The 16,481-nt window shown below is 66.4% G+C and carries 13 protein-coding genes; 5 read left to right on the top strand and 8 right to left on the bottom strand.

What is annotated here, in order from left to right:
* Nucleotides 1-36 precede the first annotated feature (36 nt).
* Nucleotides 37-675, bottom strand: coding sequence for a DUF4126 domain-containing protein (locus LDZ27_RS05360; protein WP_244815672.1), 639 nt, complete (start codon nt 673-675; stop codon nt 37-39).
* 311 nt (nt 676-986) lie between these two features.
* Nucleotides 987-1,316 carry a multidrug efflux SMR transporter gene (locus LDZ27_RS05355; RefSeq protein WP_244815671.1) on the bottom strand — a complete coding sequence of 110 codons (330 nt, stop codon included), beginning with the start codon at nt 1,314-1,316 and terminating at the stop codon, nt 987-989.
* Nucleotides 1,317-1,545: 229 nt separating this feature from the next.
* Here LDZ27_RS05355 and LDZ27_RS05350 point away from each other — a divergent pair, with 229 nt between their 5' ends.
* Together LDZ27_RS05350 and cydB are read left to right on the top strand one after the other, a co-directional pair.
* Nucleotides 1,546-3,009 carry a cytochrome ubiquinol oxidase subunit I gene (locus LDZ27_RS05350; protein ID WP_244815670.1) on the top strand — a complete coding sequence of 488 codons (1,464 nt, stop codon included), beginning with the start codon at nt 1,546-1,548 and terminating at the stop codon, nt 3,007-3,009.
* A gap of 35 nt (nt 3,010-3,044) precedes the next feature.
* A complete protein-coding gene (gene cydB, locus LDZ27_RS05345) occupies nt 3,045-4,052 on the top strand; it encodes a cytochrome d ubiquinol oxidase subunit II (RefSeq protein ID WP_244815669.1) in 1,008 nt (335 codons plus the stop codon).
* A gap of 4 nt (nt 4,053-4,056) precedes the next feature.
* Here cydB and LDZ27_RS05340 read toward each other — a convergent pair whose 3' ends face one another.
* From LDZ27_RS05340 to LDZ27_RS05330, 3 genes are read right to left on the bottom strand one after another with little or no spacing between them, the layout of a single operon-like run.
* Nucleotides 4,057-4,545, bottom strand: coding sequence for a hypothetical protein (locus LDZ27_RS05340; protein ID WP_244815668.1), 489 nt, complete (start codon nt 4,543-4,545; stop codon nt 4,057-4,059).
* Between the two features lie 34 nt (nt 4,546-4,579).
* On the bottom strand, nt 4,580-5,137 hold the full coding sequence (locus LDZ27_RS05335) for a peroxiredoxin (protein ID WP_370653371.1): 558 nt from the start codon (nt 5,135-5,137) through the stop codon (nt 4,580-4,582).
* Nucleotides 5,138-5,197: 60 nt separating this feature from the next.
* Nucleotides 5,198-6,478 carry an EAL and HDOD domain-containing protein gene (locus tag LDZ27_RS05330; protein WP_244815666.1) on the bottom strand — a complete coding sequence of 427 codons (1,281 nt, stop codon included), beginning with the start codon at nt 6,476-6,478 and terminating at the stop codon, nt 5,198-5,200.
* Nucleotides 6,479-7,031: 553 nt separating this feature from the next.
* Between LDZ27_RS05330 and LDZ27_RS05325 the strand changes: the two genes are divergently transcribed.
* Nucleotides 7,032-8,897: a bifunctional diguanylate cyclase/phosphodiesterase gene (locus LDZ27_RS05325; protein WP_244815665.1), complete on the top strand. Its 1,866-nt coding sequence runs from the start codon at nt 7,032-7,034 to the stop codon at nt 8,895-8,897.
* Between the two features lie 139 nt (nt 8,898-9,036).
* Nucleotides 9,037-10,509: an HDOD domain-containing protein gene (locus tag LDZ27_RS05320; RefSeq protein ID WP_244815664.1), complete on the top strand. Its 1,473-nt coding sequence runs from the start codon at nt 9,037-9,039 to the stop codon at nt 10,507-10,509.
* A gap of 28 nt (nt 10,510-10,537) precedes the next feature.
* Here the strand turns inward: LDZ27_RS05320 and LDZ27_RS05315 are convergent, their stop codons facing one another.
* Nucleotides 10,538-10,981, bottom strand: coding sequence for a hypothetical protein (locus LDZ27_RS05315; RefSeq protein WP_244815663.1), 444 nt, complete (start codon nt 10,979-10,981; stop codon nt 10,538-10,540).
* 199 nt (nt 10,982-11,180) lie between these two features.
* On the bottom strand, nt 11,181-12,836 hold the full coding sequence (locus tag LDZ27_RS05310) for a methyl-accepting chemotaxis protein (RefSeq protein ID WP_244815662.1): 1,656 nt from the start codon (nt 12,834-12,836) through the stop codon (nt 11,181-11,183).
* Between the two features lie 305 nt (nt 12,837-13,141).
* On the opposite strand from LDZ27_RS05310, the gene LDZ27_RS05305 reads away from it, so the two are divergent.
* Complete coding sequence (locus tag LDZ27_RS05305) at nt 13,142-14,404, top strand: MFS transporter (RefSeq protein WP_244815661.1); 1,263 nt, start codon at nt 13,142-13,144, stop codon at nt 14,402-14,404.
* Between the two features lie 93 nt (nt 14,405-14,497).
* Here the strand turns inward: LDZ27_RS05305 and LDZ27_RS05300 are convergent, their stop codons facing one another.
* Nucleotides 14,498-16,390 (bottom strand): propionate--CoA ligase, encoded by a 1,893-nt coding sequence (locus LDZ27_RS05300; protein WP_244815660.1) that lies wholly within the window; start codon nt 16,388-16,390, stop codon nt 14,498-14,500.
* Between the last annotated feature and the right edge of the window lie 91 nt (nt 16,391-16,481).

Below are 16,481 nucleotides of genomic sequence, written 5' to 3'. Positions count from 1 at the left end.
CTTTGGCCGCCGGCTTGTCGTTGCGCGCCGCCGTGCTCAATCGTGCTTGCTCCGCAGGCGGCTGATGGGATGACGCGCGCTGTCCGGGCTTCGCATCATGTGCTTGGCCATGCGCGAGACGCCGCCATGCACGCCGCGCGCAAGACGCGGCAGCGCCCATCCCGCGACGACCAGAAACGCGATCAGCATGATGAGGAAAAGAAGCGGCACGAAGAGCGCGAGCACGATGCCGAGCATCGCGCCGACATCTTCGGTCGCGGATGCCGCCCAGTTCGACACCGGCTCCGGCGACAGATTGATGAGCGCGCGCGTGCCCGCTTTCGCGAAGTGCGACGCGCCGGCGAGCGTGCCGCCCGCGAGCGCGGCAATCGTCAGCATGACGGGATCGGCGTGGCCGAGCGACCCGGCTGCGAGCACCGCGCCGGCGGGAATGCGGATCAGCGTATGGATCGCGTCCCAGAGGGAATCGAGCGCGGGGATTTTATCGGCGAGAAATTCGACGACCGCGAGCACCGCCGCGACGCCGATCACCCACGGCGAAGCGAGCACCGCGAGCGTGTCCGGCAGGTGAATGACGCCCATGCGCTCGAAGAGGCCGGCGACGAAGACAGTGAGGTACAGGCGCAGCCCGCTCGCCCATGAAAGGCCCGCAGCGAGCGAAAGTGACTCCAGCATTGCCGCCTCCTTGTTGCGCCAGCGCGGGCGCGGCCTTCGCCCCGCTGCTTTGCCGGCTGAAACGTTTTTGCGTGCTTCCGTGCGAAACAACGACCGAAGCGACGACCAAGCGACAATCAGGCGACGACCGACCGGAAGAAGCCGCGACGCGGGCGCCAGATGAGAAACCGCCAGCCTTCCCTTGCTGCAATGACCGCGCGCGGGGACGTCCGCCGGACTGACTTCAGACCATTATATCCACGCAAAAGCATGCGGTGCAGCAAGGTTCAAGCGATTGCCGTTCCCGGTGCGAAACGTCCGCAGCGCGCGTTTCAGTGCCCGGAGGTCAGCTTGAGACCGATCAGCCCGGCGATAATGAGCACCGCGCTGCCGATGCGCGCCGCCGACACCGCCTCGCCCAAAAACACGATGCCGAACACGAACGCGCCGAACGCGCCGACCGCGCCGATGCCCGTCCAGACGGCATACGCGGTGCCGAGCGGCAACTGGCGCATGGCGAGCGCGAGCAGCACGAAGCTGCCGACGGCCGTGACGAGCGTGAAGACGGACGGGCCGAGCTTCGTGAAGCCTTCGGACGACTTGAGCCCCGCCGCCCACGCGACTTCCAGCAGGCCGGCAATGAAAAGAAGAATCCAGGACATCGGGTGACTCCCGCGAAGATGGGGCCGTCCCCAGTGAATCGATGCGCGTGCGGGCCGTCCGGCACGGCTATAGCTGACAGGTGGACCGGCAATTGTAGCAAAGGGCCTACGCCGCGCCTCAAGCGCCGGCTCGCGCGCTCGAGGCCGCCGAAACGGTGTATGAAGGAGCGGTGCGGTTCCAGCGCATCGTTGCGCGCGTTCGTTGCAAGAAATCCCGAAAGGAGCGTTCATGCATATCGACTCGGTGCTGCTCTCGCGCTTTCAGTTCGCGTGGGTCGTCGCGTTTCATATCTTGCTGCCGGCTTTCACCGTCGGATTGTCCTGCTTCATCGCGACGCTCGAACTGAACTGGTGGATCACCAAGCGCGACGTCTACCGGCGCCTGTCCGCCTTCTGGCTGAAAATCTTCGCGGTGTCGTTCGGCATGGGCGTGGTGTCGGGCATCGTGATGCCGTTTCAGTTCGGCACCAACTGGAGCCGCTACGCCGACAAAACCGCGAACGTCGTCGGCCCGCTGATGGGTTACGAAGTGCTGACCGCGTTTTTTCTCGAGTCCGCGTTTCTCGGCGTGCTGCTCTTCGGCCGCAAGCTCGTGCCGCAGTGGGCGCATGTCATGTCCGCGATGTTCGTCGCGGCGGGCACGGTCATTTCGTCGTTCTGGATACTCGCCGTCAATAGCTGGATGCAGACGCCGCAAGGCTACCGGCTCCTGCCCGACGGCCGCTTCGAAGTGGTCAGCTTCTTCGACGTCATCTTCTCGCCGTCGTTTCCGTTCCGGCTCACGCATACGGTGAGCGCGTTTCTCGTGACGACCGCGTTCGTGATTCTCGGCGTCGGCGCCATGTACATGCGGCAAGGCCGCGCGATCGAGGAAAGCCGCGTGATGCTCAAGATGTCGCTCGTCTTTCTCATCATCATGGTGCCGGTGCAGATGATTCTCGGCGACGCGCACGGCCTCAACACGCTCAAGCACCAGCCGGCCAAGCTCGCCGCGATGGAAGCGCTCTGGGACACCGGCTCGCGCGTGCCCGCGAACCTCTTCTCCATTCCCGACCAGGACGAAGAGCGCAACCGCTTCGAGATTTCGATACCGGTCCTCGGCAGCCTCTATCTGACGCACGATCCGAACGGCGTCGTGCGCGGCCTCAAGGATTTTCCGCGCGAAGACCGGCCGAACGTCGCGGTCGTGTTTTTCGCGTTTCACATCATGGTCGGCGTGGCGATTCTGATGTTCGCGATCGTGCTCTCGGGCATCGTGCTCTTCGCGCGCGGCAAGCTCGAACGAAGCCGGCGATGGCTGCGCGCGGCATCCTATGCGACGCCGCTCGGTTTCATCGCCGTGATCGCCGGCTGGACGACGACCGAAGCCGGCCGCCAGCCGTGGACCGTGTACGGCGTGCTGCGCACGCGCGATTCCGTGACGCCCTCGCTCACCACCGCCGACGTCGGGTTGTCGTGGCTGCTCTACGTGCTCGCCTACATCGTGATCTTCGGCGCGGGCTACATCCTGCTGCGGCGGCTCGCGCGCATCGGTCCGTCGCAGGTCACGCAGGATCACGAAAACGAATTGCTTCAGCCGAAGACGCGCGCGGCGCGGCCGCTGTCGGCGGTGTCGTCGGGCGGAGAAACGTCGCGGCGAACGGCGAAGGTCGCGCCAAGCGACGACATCGTGCCGCCGCGCCGCCCCAGCTGAACAACCGCCGAACCAGAAAGCAAACGGAGAACGCGATGCTCGATCTCGTGCCGCTGTGGGCCGCCATTCTCGCGCTGGCCGTGTTCATGTACGTGCTGCTCGACGGCTTCGATCTCGGCGTCGGCATGCTTTTTCTGCTGCGCCACGATCACGACGAACGTAACCTGATGATCAACTCGGTCGCGCCCGTATGGGATTTCAACGAGACGTGGCTCGTGCTGGGCGGCGGCGGCCTTTTCGCCGTGTTTCCGCTCGCCTACGCGATCATCGTGCCGGCCGTCTATTTCCCGATTCTCTTCATGCTGCTCGGGCTGATCTTTCGCGGCGTCGCGTTCGAATTCCGCGAAGTGGTCGGCGCGCGCATGTGGCTGTGGGATCACGCGTTCGCCTTCGGGTCGCTCGTCGCGACGTTCGCGCAGGGCATCGTGCTCGGCATGTTCATTCAGGGCTTTCCGATCGTGGGCCGCGAGTACGTGGGCACGAGCTGGAACTGGGTCGCGCCGTTTCCGCTGCTCGTCGGCGTGGGGCTCGTGTTCGGCTATGCGCTGCAAGGCTCGACGTGGCTCGTGCTGAAAACCGAGGGCGAGCTTCAGGCGTGGGGCCGCAAGATGGCGCGCTACGCGCTCATCGGCGTGATTGCGTTCATCGTGCTCATCAGCTTGTGGACGCCGCTCAAGGATGCGCGCATCGCCGCGCGCTGGTTCGGTTTTCCGATGGCCTTCGCGTTCGCGCCGGTGCCGATTCTGACCGCCTTTCTCGCGTGGAGGCTCTGGACGAGTCTTTCGCAAGGCCGCGAAGTGCTGCCGTTCATCTGCTCGATGGGCCTCTTCTTTCTCGCGTTCACGGGCCTCGTCATCAGCCTGTGGCCGTTCATCGCGCCGCCTTCGGTGACGCTATGGGACGCGTCGGCGGCGCCGCTCACGCACCAGTTTTTTCTGATCGGCACCATGTTCCTGCTGCCGGTGCTGATGGTCTACGTGATCTGGTCGTACTGGGTGTTTCGCGGCAAGGTGCGCGGCGATATCGGTTATCACGTCGAATGACGCGTCAGAGCTTCTGCGCGACCGCGAGCGACAGAATGCGCGCCCATTTGCGCGCTTCGGCACGATCCTGCATCGGCAGACGCCATCGACCGTGCGCGGCATCGGCGACATCGAGCGCGACGTGCCACGCACCGCGCTCGCCGTCCTGCGCGGCCTGAGCATCGCGCAGGTCCGCGAAGATGTAGTGGCCGCTCGCCTCGCCCACGCGCACGTCGACGAGGCGCTTGCCCGCGGCGAGCCGCACGCCGCCCCAGTCGCGCTTGAGTTCGTGCGTCCAGTTGGTCACGCCCTCGCCCTTGACGGCCGGCAGGTTCGGCGCGATTTCCCGGCGCCGCGCGAGCCAGTACGCGATGCCCGCCGCGACAGCCGCCGCCACAGCGATAGCGACGCCCACCGCCACCGCGGGACCGAAGCGCGCATCGAGCGCGTCGAAGGACCACACCGCGCCGTAGATCAGCGCGGCGAGCGCGATCAGCGCGAGAACGATCGGCATGGCGCCCGGCTCCTGTCGATGAAATGAGGCACCGTCACTGCGCCTTGTGCTTCGCGTTCCAGTCGCGCACGGCCTGCAGCGTGTTGGCGACGTGCTTGTCCGGCGAAAGGCTCGTGTATTCGTAGATGACCTTGCCGTCCGGCGCGATCACATACGACACGCGATTGGCCATCGAGCTTTTCATCGGCAGCGCGGCGTCGTAGGAACGGATGATCGTCGCATCGGCGTCGGCGGCGACGGGGAACTTGCTGCGGCACTCGCTCACGGAAAAGCGCTGGAGCGTGTCGATGTCGTCGTGCGACACGCCGATCACCGTCGCGCCTTCGGCCTTGTACTGATCCACCGCTTCGGCGAATTCGTGCGCCTCGATCGTGCAGCCCTTCGTGAATGCGGCCGGATAGAAGTACAGCACGACGGGGCCTTTCCTGAGCGCATCGGCGAGCGAGTAATCGTAGACATCGCCGCCGAGCGACGCCTTCGCGACGAACCCCGGCGCGGCATCGCCCGGCTTGAGCGTCGCGCCGGCCGTCAGCGAATACGCCGCGACCGCACAGGCGGCCAGCGCCGCGAACAATCGTTTCTTCATGCGCATGTGTCTCCTTGACGTTGGCTTGACGTTCGCGCGAAGCGCGCTTCTCAGTCGAGCCGCTTCTCAGTCGAGCCGCTGCTCGCCGAACCACGCCGCCGCTTCCACCTGAAGCGTCGCGAGGAGCGCGGGCGTGAGTGCATCGAGCGCGGGCGTGGCGAGCCGCCGTTCGTCGATGGCGCGCGCGTCGCCGCGTTCGGCCGCCCGCGCGATGCCGAGCAACGCGCCGAGCGCGCCTTCGCCCGCGAGAATCGCCGAGCGGATATCGGCGGCCAGATGCAGCTTATCGACAATTTCGGCCGGCTGCATGTCGAGCACCACATGCACGAGCGAAAAGATGCCGGTCATGTACGCGGCATCGGAAAACGCTTCGTCCGATGGACGCAACACGTCCGCCGCCAGTTCCATGAAGCGCGCCCGCGTGCCGACGAGTTGCAGCAGCGGGTCCGAGCGCCACGGCAGGCCGCTGCCGTCCGCGTAGAGCAGCAGTTGGGCCCAGCGCATCAGCTGGCGCGTGCCGGCTGCGGCGACCGCGTCCTTCAGCGACGACACATGCCGCCCGCGCGCGTGCGCGCTCGAATTGGCGAGGCGCATCAGTTGCAGCACGATATCCGGATTGCGCTTTAGCTCCGCTTCGAGTTCGCGCATGCCGGGATCGCTGCCGAGCACCGAAAGCAGCCGCAGGAGGGTGCCGCGCGCGGGACTCGCGCGCCGCGCCGACAGCACTTGCGGCCGCGCGAAGAAATAGCCCTGGAAGAGATCGAAGCCCAGCTCGCGCGCCTGCGCGAAGTCCTCGTGCGTCTCGACTTTCTCCGCGACGAGCAGCTTGCCGTGCTTCTTCACGAGCGCGGTCAGTTCCGGAAGATGCGCGCGCTCGACCGCGAGTAGATCGACCTTCACGATATCCACCGACGGCAGCGCCGAGAGCAGCACGTCGTCGAGTTGCGCGACATCGTCGAGCGCGAAGCGGAACCCGTCGCGGCGCAACTGCGCGCAGCGCTTGAAGAGCGCGTCGTCGAACACGATGCTTTCGAGCAGTTCCAGGACGAAGCGCCCGGGCTGCATCAGATGGACGATGTCGTCGAAGATCAGCTCGCGGCTCATGTTCACGTAGCCGGGATGCAGGCCGAGCACCGCGCCCACGCCGATCTCCCCTACTGTGCGCGCGACGACGTGAGCGGTCGCCTGCACGTCGTCGTGGACGCACGCGCGGTTGTCGGGGCTCTCGCGAAAGAGCAGTTCGTAGGCGGCGAGCGCGCCCGCGCCGTCGAGAATCGGCTGGCGTCCGACGTAGACGCTCGGCTCGTGTCCGGCGCGCGCGCGGCGCGTTAGCGGGAAATCGGGCATGACGAAAACGAAATGAGGGCAAGCAACGAGGCAAGAATCCAAAGTGACGCACGGCAAGCCGCGAAGCGCAAAGGTTTGCGCAAGCGGACTGCGGCACGCGTGCAACGCGCCGGGACGCGCCTTGTACAGCGAGAATCCGGGTAAAGCGAACCGCGCGTGACAGCGTCCAGCGCACGGAAAACGCGCACTGTAACCGAAATCGCCAGCCGGCATCATACGCACTCGTGCCCGCGCGCGCAGCGAGCCTTTTCCCTGATTGCGGCGCGCTTGCTATCCGCTTGCTATCCGCTTGGCATGCGCTTGCCCTGCGCTCGTCGTGCGCGTGCCACGCGCCGAGGCTTGCGCGCGCCGGCAAGCCGCGTGAAGCGGGCATCGCGAGCGCGCGGCCATTAAAGAATTCCGACGCCGAGCCGATAACTCGCCTGATAGAGCGTGCCGCGCCCCTTGCGCGGAAACGCCCGCGAGCGATGCCGGCATCGCTGCCCGAAGTGTCCGGTGCGCGCCCGCGCATCGACCGTCGGCAGTGTGTGCCGCCGCCAAACCAATACTGACCATGCAAGCGAACCGGACCCACGTCTCACGCCGCGCGCCCTGGCGCATCGCGCTCGAAGCGCTTCGCCGCGCATGGGGCGGCGAAGCGGCGAACGCCTCTGACGACAGCATCGCGGACGATGCGCATGCCGCACGCGCCCCCGCGCCCGCGCCGGCCGCCGCGCCCGAAGCGACGCTCGGCGCCGTGGACTTCCTCGCGCAGCTCGACGACGCGCTGCGCTTTCAGTACGTGTCGCACGCGAGCATCGATTTCATCGGCTATCACCGCGACTATCTGAACATGCTGACGCTGCACGATCTCGTGCCGTCCGACGAAGCCGACGCGCTGCACGCGCTCGTCGCCCGGGCGCGCGCGAGCGGCAAGCTGGAGACCGCGACGCTCACGCTCGTGAAGTCGCTCACCTATCCGATGAGCGTCGAGCTGCGCCTCGTCTCGACGGCCGCGGCAGGCACGCCCGGCTTCGCGCTCGCGGCGTTCGAGGTGTCGCACTGGCAAGAGCGCGAGGCCGCGCTCAGGCACGCGCTGCATCACGATCCGCTCACCGGCCTCGAAAACGCGACGGCGCTCGCAGCGGCGGTCCGCACCGTGCAGGCCGACGCCGAGCGCACGCGCACGCAGGCCGCGCTCGTGCTGCTCGATATCGACGATTATCAGCGCATCAACCGCGCGCTCGGCTACGACGCCGGCGACGAGATGTTGCGCGAAACCGCGCGGCGCATCCAGCATGCGGCGACGCACGGCGAGCGCGTGGCGCGCGTCGCGAGCGACGAATTCGCCGTGCTGCTGCCCGCCGGCACGACAGCCGAAGCCGCCGAAGCCCTCGGCCGGCGGCTTCTGAGCGCGATCGCGCAGCCGTATCGCAATCGCGGGCAGCACACGCACTTGTCCGCGAGCGTGGGCGTCGCGCTGTATCCCGATCACGCGGCGGGCGCGGCGGCGGCTGGCACGGCGGCGGCGCGCTCGGGCGTCGAGGCGAACCTTCTGCGCATGGCCGATCTCGCGCTCGCGCAGGCGAAGGATGCGGGCGGCAACACGCTCGTCTTCCACACGCTCGACGACAATCCCGCCGACGCCGAGCGCCTGAAGCTCGAAGCCGACCTGTACGAGGCAGTGCGCAACGGCGAGTTCTCGCTCTACTTCCAGCCGATCACGAAAATCCGCACGAGCGGCGTCGTCGGCGTGGAAGCGCTGATGCGCTGGACGCATCCGGTGCATGGGCTCGTGCCGCCGTCGACCTTCATTCCGCTCGCGGAATCGATCGGCCTCATCAACTATCTCGGCAACTGGGTGCTGAAGGTGGCGTGCATGCAGCTCGTGCAGTGGGACGCCATCGGCATCCGGCTCGACTACGTGTCGGTGAACGTGTCGCCGCAGCAGTTTCGCGACAAGCGCTTCACGGCGGCGGTGAAGGAAGCCATCGCACTCACGGGCATCGACGCGAAACGGCTCGTCTTCGAAATCACCGAAAGCCTGCTGATGCAGGACCCGGAAGAAGCGACGCGGCTTCTGCAAACGCTGCGCGCGCTCGGCATCCGCTTTGCCGTCGACGATTTCGGCACCGGCTATTCGAGCCTCGCGTACCTGCAGCGCTTCCCGCTGTCGAAGCTCAAGATCGACCGCAGCTTCGTCGAGAACCTGATCACGTCGCGCAACAACCGGGCGATCGTGGGCGCGGTGGTCGGGCTCGCGCAGTCGCTCGGGCTGGAACTGGTCGCCGAAGGCGTCGAAACCGAAGCCCAGCGCGATCTGCTCGCGGAACTCGGCTGCGATCACATCCAGGGATGGCTCGTGAGCCATGCGCTACCCTCGGACGAACTCGCGCGCTCGTTTCAGTCGAGCTCGCTCGTGTTGCACGCTGCATTATGAGACTACGTATGTTCGTGTTCTAATCGAACAGCGCGTCGCAAAGCCCTGAATCGCCGCAGTTTCGGGGCCGGACGCGGAATTGATTGATCGAGCTCAGCTGCTACGGGTTAGCGTTGCGCAAGGAAAGGTTTTATTACGCATGGCACGCACCAAGGCCGAACTACTGGACAAGTTGTGGTCGCGCATGAGCGAGCGCGGGGATTTCCCGATGCTCTCGCAGGCGCTCGCCACCACCGTGTCCGCGATGAGCGATGACGACCTCGACTTCACGGCGCTCGTGCAGGTCGTGCTGTCGGACTTCGGGCTCACGCAGAAGGTGCTGCGCCTCGCCAATTCCGCCATGTACATGGCGTTCGGCGGCAACATCACCACCGTCACGCGCGCGCTGATGGTGCTCGGCATGGACGCGGTCGGGCATCTCGTCGTCGGGCTGAAGCTCGTCGATCACTTTCATCAGAGCGCGCCGCGCCGTATCGACGCGAAGCTCGAACTGAACCGCACGCTGCTCTCGGGCACCGTCGCGCGGCAAGTGACCGAGCGCATCGATCTTCGCTCGGCCGAAGAAGCGGTCGTCTGCACGCTGATGCGGCAGATCGGCAAGCTGCTCGTCGCGTTCTATCTCGAACACGAATGGGACCAGCTGCGCCGCAAGGCCGCCGCCGAACACATCAGCGACAGCCACGCGTGCGCGGCGCTGCTCGGCGTGACGTTCGAGGAAATCGGCATCGAGGCGGCGGACCGCTGGCGTCTTCCCGAGACGATCCGCGCCGGCATGCGCGTGAGCGACCCCACCGCCCCGCCCGACGAAACCGTGCCGAAGCACGTTCGCTGGCTGCAGGCCGTCACCAACTATTCCACCGAAGTCGCGGATGCGCTCACCGCGCAGAACGTCGCGGCGGATGGGCGCGAATCCATGCTCGTCGGCATCGCGGAGCGCTACAGCGGCGCGCTCAACACCGACGCCGAAACGCTCGCCTCGATGAGCCTCGCGCTCGCGAGCGAAGAAAGCGGCGACGGCGTGATGCGCGAGATCGTCGAACTGCAGGCGAACGCGGATGCCATCGCGCGCGCCAGCGTGTCGGCGGAAGCGCGCATCGGCGCGAGTCTCGCGGACTTGCGCTCGCTGCCGTCGAAGAATGCGCTCGCGCACGTGCTCTCGCTCGCGGCCGAAGCCGTGCTCGCGGGGCTCGGGCTATCGCGCGCGGTCGTGTTCGTGCGCCAGGCCAACGACGAGTTCCAGGCGCGGCTCGGCATGGGGCCGGGCATGGAGGCGATGCTTCCCGCGCTGAACTTTCCCGCGCAGTTCCAGCCGGATGTCTTCCATCTCGCGATCACGAATCCGGTCGGCATCTTCATCGAAAACGCGCACGACGCCCGCATCGACGCGCGCCTGCCACGCTGGTACAAGGGCACGCTCGGCGCGGCGCAGGCGTTCGTGCTGCTGCCGGTGAAAGCGAACGATTCGACGGTCGCGCTCGTCTACGGCGACTGGATCGAAGGCCAGCGCGTGCACAAGATTTCGCCGCAGGAAATGAGCGCGCTCAACGACCTGACGCGGGAACTCGGCCGTTTTTTTTCTAACGCGAACTGGAAGGAAGTCGAGCTGATCTGACACGCTCGGTTCCTTCCAGTTCGCGTCTTCACTCCGGCTTCAGTATGGCGACGGCCTGATCGCCGTATCGCACGATATAGCCGCCGTTCTCGCGCTGCCAGCCGAGTGCGTCGGCTTCGCTCGCGAACCAGTTCCTCTCGAAGTCGTTGAACGCGCCCGCGTCGAGCCGATATCGGTCGATGCGCGCAGCCGGGCGCGCGTCGATGTCGCGTGCGCAGGCGTCCCAGCCCGCATAGCCGAGTTCGGCGGCGAGCATCGCGAGCAGGTGCCTGAGCCGCAAGTCGCCGCGCGACGCGTACAGTTCCGCGATCCGTTCCTCGCGCATCACCGTGGCCGCGGCGAGACGCCGAAGCACGGGCAGCGCGGCGCTCGTGTCGCCCTCACGCGCGCGACGAAGAAGCCGCCGCGCGTGTTCGCGCAGATAGTCGCTATTGGAGACGGAAGTTTGAATCGGACAGGATGTCGACCACATGACGTTGTTCCTTTGTTTGCGCCGCTCTCGCTGCGGCTGACAAGGTTCGACGTTGCGGTTCGAATCCGTTGAGGCGCTTTCGTGTTCGTGAAAGAACGCGCCGAAGATGAAGAAGATGACACTGGCAGGTGCCGATGACTTTCGCGAGAACGGGCGCCCTGCCGCGCCCGTTCGCCATTCTAGCGCGCTCCCGAGCGTGCTACGCCAGATGAAACTTGCCGACGAGCGCCTTCAGCGCGCGCGCCTGATCGTCGAGCGACTGCGCGGCGGCGGCCGCCTCTTCGACGAGCGCCGCGTTCTGCTGCGTGCCGGCGTCCATCTGCGAGACCGCGTGCCCGATCGCTTCGATGCCGGATTTCTGCTCCGCCGACGCCGCCGAGATTTCGCCCATGATGTCGGTCACGCGGCGCACCGCGCGCACGACTTCGTTCATCGTCGCGCCGGCTTCCTTCGCGTAGGCCGAGCCGTCGGACACGCGCGAAACGGACGTATCGATGAGCGTCTTGATTTCCTTCGCCGCCGCCGACGAGCGCTGCGCGAGGCTTCGCACTTCGCCCGCGACGACCGCGAAGCCGCGGCCCTGCTCGCCCGCGCGCGCGGCTTCCACGGCCGCGTTCAGCGCCAGGATGTTGGTCTGGAACGCGATGCCTTCGATCACGCCGATGATGTCGCCGATGCTCTTCGCGCTCGCGTCGATGCGCTGCATCGTTTCCACGACGCGGCCGACCACCGCGCCGCCCTTCTCCGCGATCGCCGACGCGTCGTGCGCGAGCGTGCTCGCCTGCATCGCGTTATCGGCGTTCTGGCGCACGGTCGACGTCAACTGGTCCATGCTCGCCGCCGTCTTTTCGAGCGCGACGGCTTGTTCCTCGGTGCGCCGCGACAGATCGACGTTGCCCGTCGAAATCTCGCCCGACGCCGACGCGATGGCCTCCGCGCTCGCCGCGATATCGCCGACGGTCGCGGACAGTCCCGCCTGCATCTCGGAAAGCGCGTAGAGCATGCTGGCGTCGTCGCGGCGCGCGAGGCGGATCGGATAGGCGAGATCGCCCGACGCGATGCGGCTCGCGATTTCCTTCGCATAGCCCGGCTCGCCGCCGAGCTGCCCGGACAGCCGCCGCACGACCCATTCGCTCACGACGATGGCGAGCGCGAAGAGGGCGATCGTCAGCACCGAGACCATGACGAACGACGAGCGGAAGATGAACGCGGCGGCGTCGATGGTGACTTTCGCGGCGGCGCCCCGGCGCGCGACGAGGTCATCGACCATCTTTTCGAGCTTGCCCGTTTCGACGAGCAGCGACACGTCCTGCGTGCCGACCTGCCAGTTCATCTGCGAGAGGTCGAGCGGCTGTTCCTTCACGAGCTTCACGAAGCTGCGCAGGTTGCCGCTCCACGTCGCGAGCGCGGCGGCAAAGCGCTTCTGCTGCGCGAGCGCTTCGCTGTCGGCGTGATCGATGTATTGCGAAAGCTGCGCCTGTTCCTTGCCGATTTGCGTAAGCGCGGTTTCGATCTGATCGCCGAGATCGTCGCGCTCCTTCGCGGTGGATGCGGTGAGGAGCATCTTCTGCGAACGGCTCGCGCGCAGCAGATAGCCGCGCGCTTCCTCGGCCGCGTGGCTCGCGACGTAGCCCTGCGTATAGATGGAGCCGGTCGCGCCGTTGAGCCGGCTGATCTGCGTGAGCGCAATCGCGCCGATGACGAGCGTTCCCGCGAGAACGAGCGCGAAGGCAAGGCGCAGCGATGCCTTCACCGAGAGCGCGTGCCGCGTTGCGTGCTTTGTCGCGTGTTTTGTCGCGTGTCCGGCGGGCGCGGCGCCCAGCGTGCCGACGCCGCCCTGTGAAAACAGTTTCATCGATCGATCCCCGAGTCGTTTTTCTTGAGCGATGCGTCCCGATCCGCGACGCACCCATATCGCCTGTCTACGGCATCGCCATGCTTTTCTTTAACCGCGATGCACGTAATCCCGAACGAGCGTTCGCGCCGCTCAACCGGGCGGGAGCGTCGCTGTCCGGTTCGCGACAAACGTTGGCAGGACAACGCGAGGCGGACAAATTACACTTGTCGAACATTCCGTTCGCGCATCAGTCCGTTGCTTCATCGATCGGTCGCGGGCAGAGGAAATATCCGAGACAACCGCTTCCTTCCGCCATCATCATCATGCAAACGAGTATCGACAAAGGCGCTTTCCCGAGTTCGGGCGGCGCGCCGGCAGCCAATGCAGCGAGCGCGCCCGACGCCGCGCCCGCGCAGGCCGCCCAGCGCACGATCTATTCCGTGCTCGGCGCGATCAGCTTTTCGCATCTTCTGAACGACATGATCCAGTCGCTGATTCTGGCGATCTACCCCATGTTCAAGAGCGAGTTCGCGCTGAGCTTCGGCCAGATCGGTCTCATCACGCTCACGTATCAGATCACCGCGTCGCTGCTGCAGCCGATCATCGGGCTATACACGGACAAGCACCCGAAGCCGTATTCGCTTCCGGTCGGCATGGGCTTCACGCTATCGGGCCTCTTGCTGATGTCGGTGGCGGGCAACTTCGGCACGCTCCTGATCGCGGCGGCCCTCGTCGGCTGCGGGTCGTCGGTGTTTCATCCGGAGTCGTCGCGCGTCGCGCGCATGGCCTCGGGCGGCCGGCACGGACTCGCGCAGTCGCTCTTTCAGGTGGGCGGAAACGCCGGCTCGTCGCTCGGGCCGCTGCTTGCCGCGCTGATCGTGATTCCGCACGGACAGAAGAGCATCGCGTGGTTCTCGGCGGCGGCGCTCGTCGCGATGTTCGTGCTCGCGAACATCGGCCGCTGGTACAAGCGTCATCCCGCGACGAAGAAGGGCCGCGCGAAGGCCGCGCACGCCGCGTTGCCGCGCGACAAGGTCGTGATGGCGATGAGCGTGCTCGTTCTGCTCGTGTTCTCGAAGTACTTCTATCTCGCGAGCATCACGAGTTACTTCACGTTCTATCTGATCAGCAAGTTCGGCGTCTCCGTGCAGGCCGCGCAGATTCATCTGTTCGTGTTCCTCGCGGCGGTCGCGGCAGGCACGATCGTCGGCGGGCCGGTCGGCGACAAGGTCGGGCGCAAGGCGGTGATCTGGGTGTCGATTCTCGGTGTCGCGCCGTTCACGCTGCTCATGCCTTACGTGAATCTCTTCTGGACGGGCGTGCTGTCGGTCGTGATCGGCCTGGTGCTGGCCTCCGCGTTCTCGGCGATTCTCGTCTACGCGCAGGAATTGATTCCCGGCAAGGTCGGCATGGTCGCGGGCCTTTTCTTCGGCTTCGCGTTCGGCATGGGCGGCGTCGGCGCGGCGGTGCTCGGCCATCTCGCGGACGTGACGAGCATCGATTTCGTCTACAAGCTCTGCGCGTTCCTGCCGTTGATCGGCGTGCTGACGGTGTTCCTGCCGAAGACGCACGAAGCGAAGGCCTGAAACGCTTCCACGCCTGGGCGGTCGAAGTGAAACGCCCCGTCATGAAGTTCATGACGGGGCGTTTTTCTTGACCGCTTCGTCGCTACGCGCGCACTAGCCGCGCAGCGCGTCCTTCACCTGCGCCAACGCGCCCGCGTCCTCGATAGTCGGCAACTCGCCGGGATCGCGCCCCTCCGCGAGCGCGGCGATCGCGCGGCGCAAGAGCTTGCCCGAGCGCGTCTTCGGCAGCATCGACACGAAATGCACGCGCGCCGGACGCGCGATCGCGCCGAGCTGCGTATCGACGGCGTGGCACAGCTCCGCCTCCATGCCTTCGCGCGCGCCCGGCGCGTCGATCCGGTCGGCGTCGCGCAGCACGACGAACGCCGTGGCCGCCTGCCCCTTCACCGCGTCCGTCACGCCGACGACCGCCACTTCCGCGACCGCCGCGTGCGCCGAAAGCGCCTCCTCGATCTCGCGCGTGCCGAGCCGATGCCCCGCCACGTTGATGACGTCGTCGGTGCGCCCGAGTATCGACACGTAGCCGTCCTCGTCCTGCACGCCCCAGTCGAACGTCGAATAGACCGTCTGATTCGGCACGCTTTCCCAATACGTCTCGACGAAGCGCCGGTCGTCGCCCCATACGGTCTGCATGCAGCCCGGCGGCAGCGGATAGCCGAGCGTGACGACGCCCTTTTCGCCCGGCGCGCACACATCGCCGGTCGACTCGTTGCGCAGCGCGAGCGCGAAGCCCATCGACGGCACGCCCGGCGAGCCGAGCTTCGACGGCAACGCCTCGATGCCGCGCGGAATCGCGAGCATCGGCCAGCCGGTTTCCGTCTGCCAGTAATTGTCGATGACGGGCTTCTTCAGCGCGCTCTGGATCCACTGCGCGGTCGGCTCGTCAAGCGGCTCGCCCGCGAGAAAGAGCGTGCGCAGGCTCGACAGATCGTATTTCTCCATGAGCGCCGGGTCCTGCTTTTTCAGCACGCGGATGGCGGTCGGCGCGGTGAACATCAGGTTGATGCGGTACTGCTCGACGAGCCGCCACCAGATGCCGCCGTCCGGACGAACCGGCGTGCCTTCGTACATGACGGTGGTGAGCCCCGCGATGAGCGGCGCATAGATGATGTAGCTATGCCCGACGACCCAGCCGATGTCCGATGCGGTGAACATCGTGTCGCCGGCCGCGCCCTGGAAGATATGCTCCATCGATGCCGCGAGCGCGACCGCGTAGCCGCCCACATCGCGCTGCACGCCTTTCGGCTTGCCGGTGGTGCCGGACGTGTAGAGCACATACGAAGGCTCGTTCGATTCGAGCCATTCGCAGGGAACGTGGGCGTCGAAAAACTGCTCGCGCAGCGGCTCGTAGGCGACGAGATAGCTCGCCTGCAGGCGCTCGGGCGCGAGCTGCCGGTCGATCAGCAGCACGCGCGGCACCTTGAACTCCGCGCGCGAGAGCGCTTCGTCGACGAGCGGCGTGTAGTCGATCACCTTGCCCGCGCGCGCGCCGGCGTCCGCGGTGACGATGAGCGAAGGCTCGGCATCGTCGATGCGCGCGGCGAGATTGGGCGCGGCGAACCCGCCGAACACGACCGAGTGAATGGCGCCGATGCGCGCGCACGCGAGCATCGCGAAGAGCGCTTCGGGGATCATCGGCAGATAGATGAGCACGCGGTCGCCTTTCTTCACCGAGAGCGAGCGCATGACGGCGGCCATGCGGTTCACTTCCGCATGCAGCTCGGCATAGGTGTAGCGGCGCTCGATGCCCGTTTCCGTCGACACGTACACGAGCGCGTCCTGCTGCGCCCGCGACGCGAGATGGCGGTCGACCGCGTTATGGCAGAGATTCGTTTTCCCGCCGACGAACCATCGCGCGAACGGCGGGTTGCTGGCATCGAGAACCTGTTGGAACGGCGTCTGCCAGTGAATGCGGCGGGCTTGCTCGGCCCAGAACGCTTCGGGCTCCTCGATCGAGCGGCGATACGCTTCTCGGTAAGTCGGCATGCGCGTCCTCTGAAATCCGTGAGTGCGTGGCGTTGATGCGGTGCATGGCACACAGGATAGACGAGCCGCTCGACGGCTGCCTAGAGAGGGC

The sequence above is a fragment of the Caballeronia sp. Lep1P3 genome (assembly GCF_022879595.1).
In the GTDB taxonomy this organism is placed as follows: Bacteria; Pseudomonadota; Gammaproteobacteria; order Burkholderiales; family Burkholderiaceae; genus Caballeronia.
Note: the sequence above shows the minus strand (reverse complement) of the source record. Positions and strands in the feature narration are given on the sequence as shown.

Excerpts from the sequence above, each read along its gene's own strand:
- LDZ27_RS05360 (WP_244815672.1), bottom strand. The coding sequence starts at position 675 with ATGCTGGAGTCACTTTCGCTCGCTGCGGGCCTTTCATGGGCGAGCGGG.
- LDZ27_RS05355 (WP_244815671.1), bottom strand. The coding sequence starts at position 1,316 with ATGTCCTGGATTCTTCTTTTCATTGCCGGCCTGCTGGAAGTCGCGTGG.
- LDZ27_RS05350 (WP_244815670.1), top strand. The coding sequence starts at position 1,546 with ATGCATATCGACTCGGTGCTGCTCTCGCGCTTTCAGTTCGCGTGGGTC.
- cydB (WP_244815669.1), top strand. The coding sequence starts at position 3,045 with ATGCTCGATCTCGTGCCGCTGTGGGCCGCCATTCTCGCGCTGGCCGTG.
- LDZ27_RS05340 (WP_244815668.1), bottom strand. The coding sequence starts at position 4,545 with ATGCCGATCGTTCTCGCGCTGATCGCGCTCGCCGCGCTGATCTACGGC.
- LDZ27_RS05335 (WP_370653371.1), bottom strand. The coding sequence starts at position 5,137 with ATGCGCATGAAGAAACGATTGTTCGCGGCGCTGGCCGCCTGTGCGGTC.
- LDZ27_RS05330 (WP_244815666.1), bottom strand. The coding sequence starts at position 6,478 with ATGCCCGATTTCCCGCTAACGCGCCGCGCGCGCGCCGGACACGAGCCG.
- LDZ27_RS05325 (WP_244815665.1), top strand. The coding sequence starts at position 7,032 with ATGCAAGCGAACCGGACCCACGTCTCACGCCGCGCGCCCTGGCGCATC.
- LDZ27_RS05320 (WP_244815664.1), top strand. The coding sequence starts at position 9,037 with ATGGCACGCACCAAGGCCGAACTACTGGACAAGTTGTGGTCGCGCATG.
- LDZ27_RS05315 (WP_244815663.1), bottom strand. The coding sequence starts at position 10,981 with ATGTGGTCGACATCCTGTCCGATTCAAACTTCCGTCTCCAATAGCGAC.
- LDZ27_RS05310 (WP_244815662.1), bottom strand. The coding sequence starts at position 12,836 with ATGAAACTGTTTTCACAGGGCGGCGTCGGCACGCTGGGCGCCGCGCCC.
- LDZ27_RS05305 (WP_244815661.1), top strand. The coding sequence starts at position 13,142 with ATGCAAACGAGTATCGACAAAGGCGCTTTCCCGAGTTCGGGCGGCGCG.
- LDZ27_RS05300 (WP_244815660.1), bottom strand. The coding sequence starts at position 16,390 with ATGCCGACTTACCGAGAAGCGTATCGCCGCTCGATCGAGGAGCCCGAA.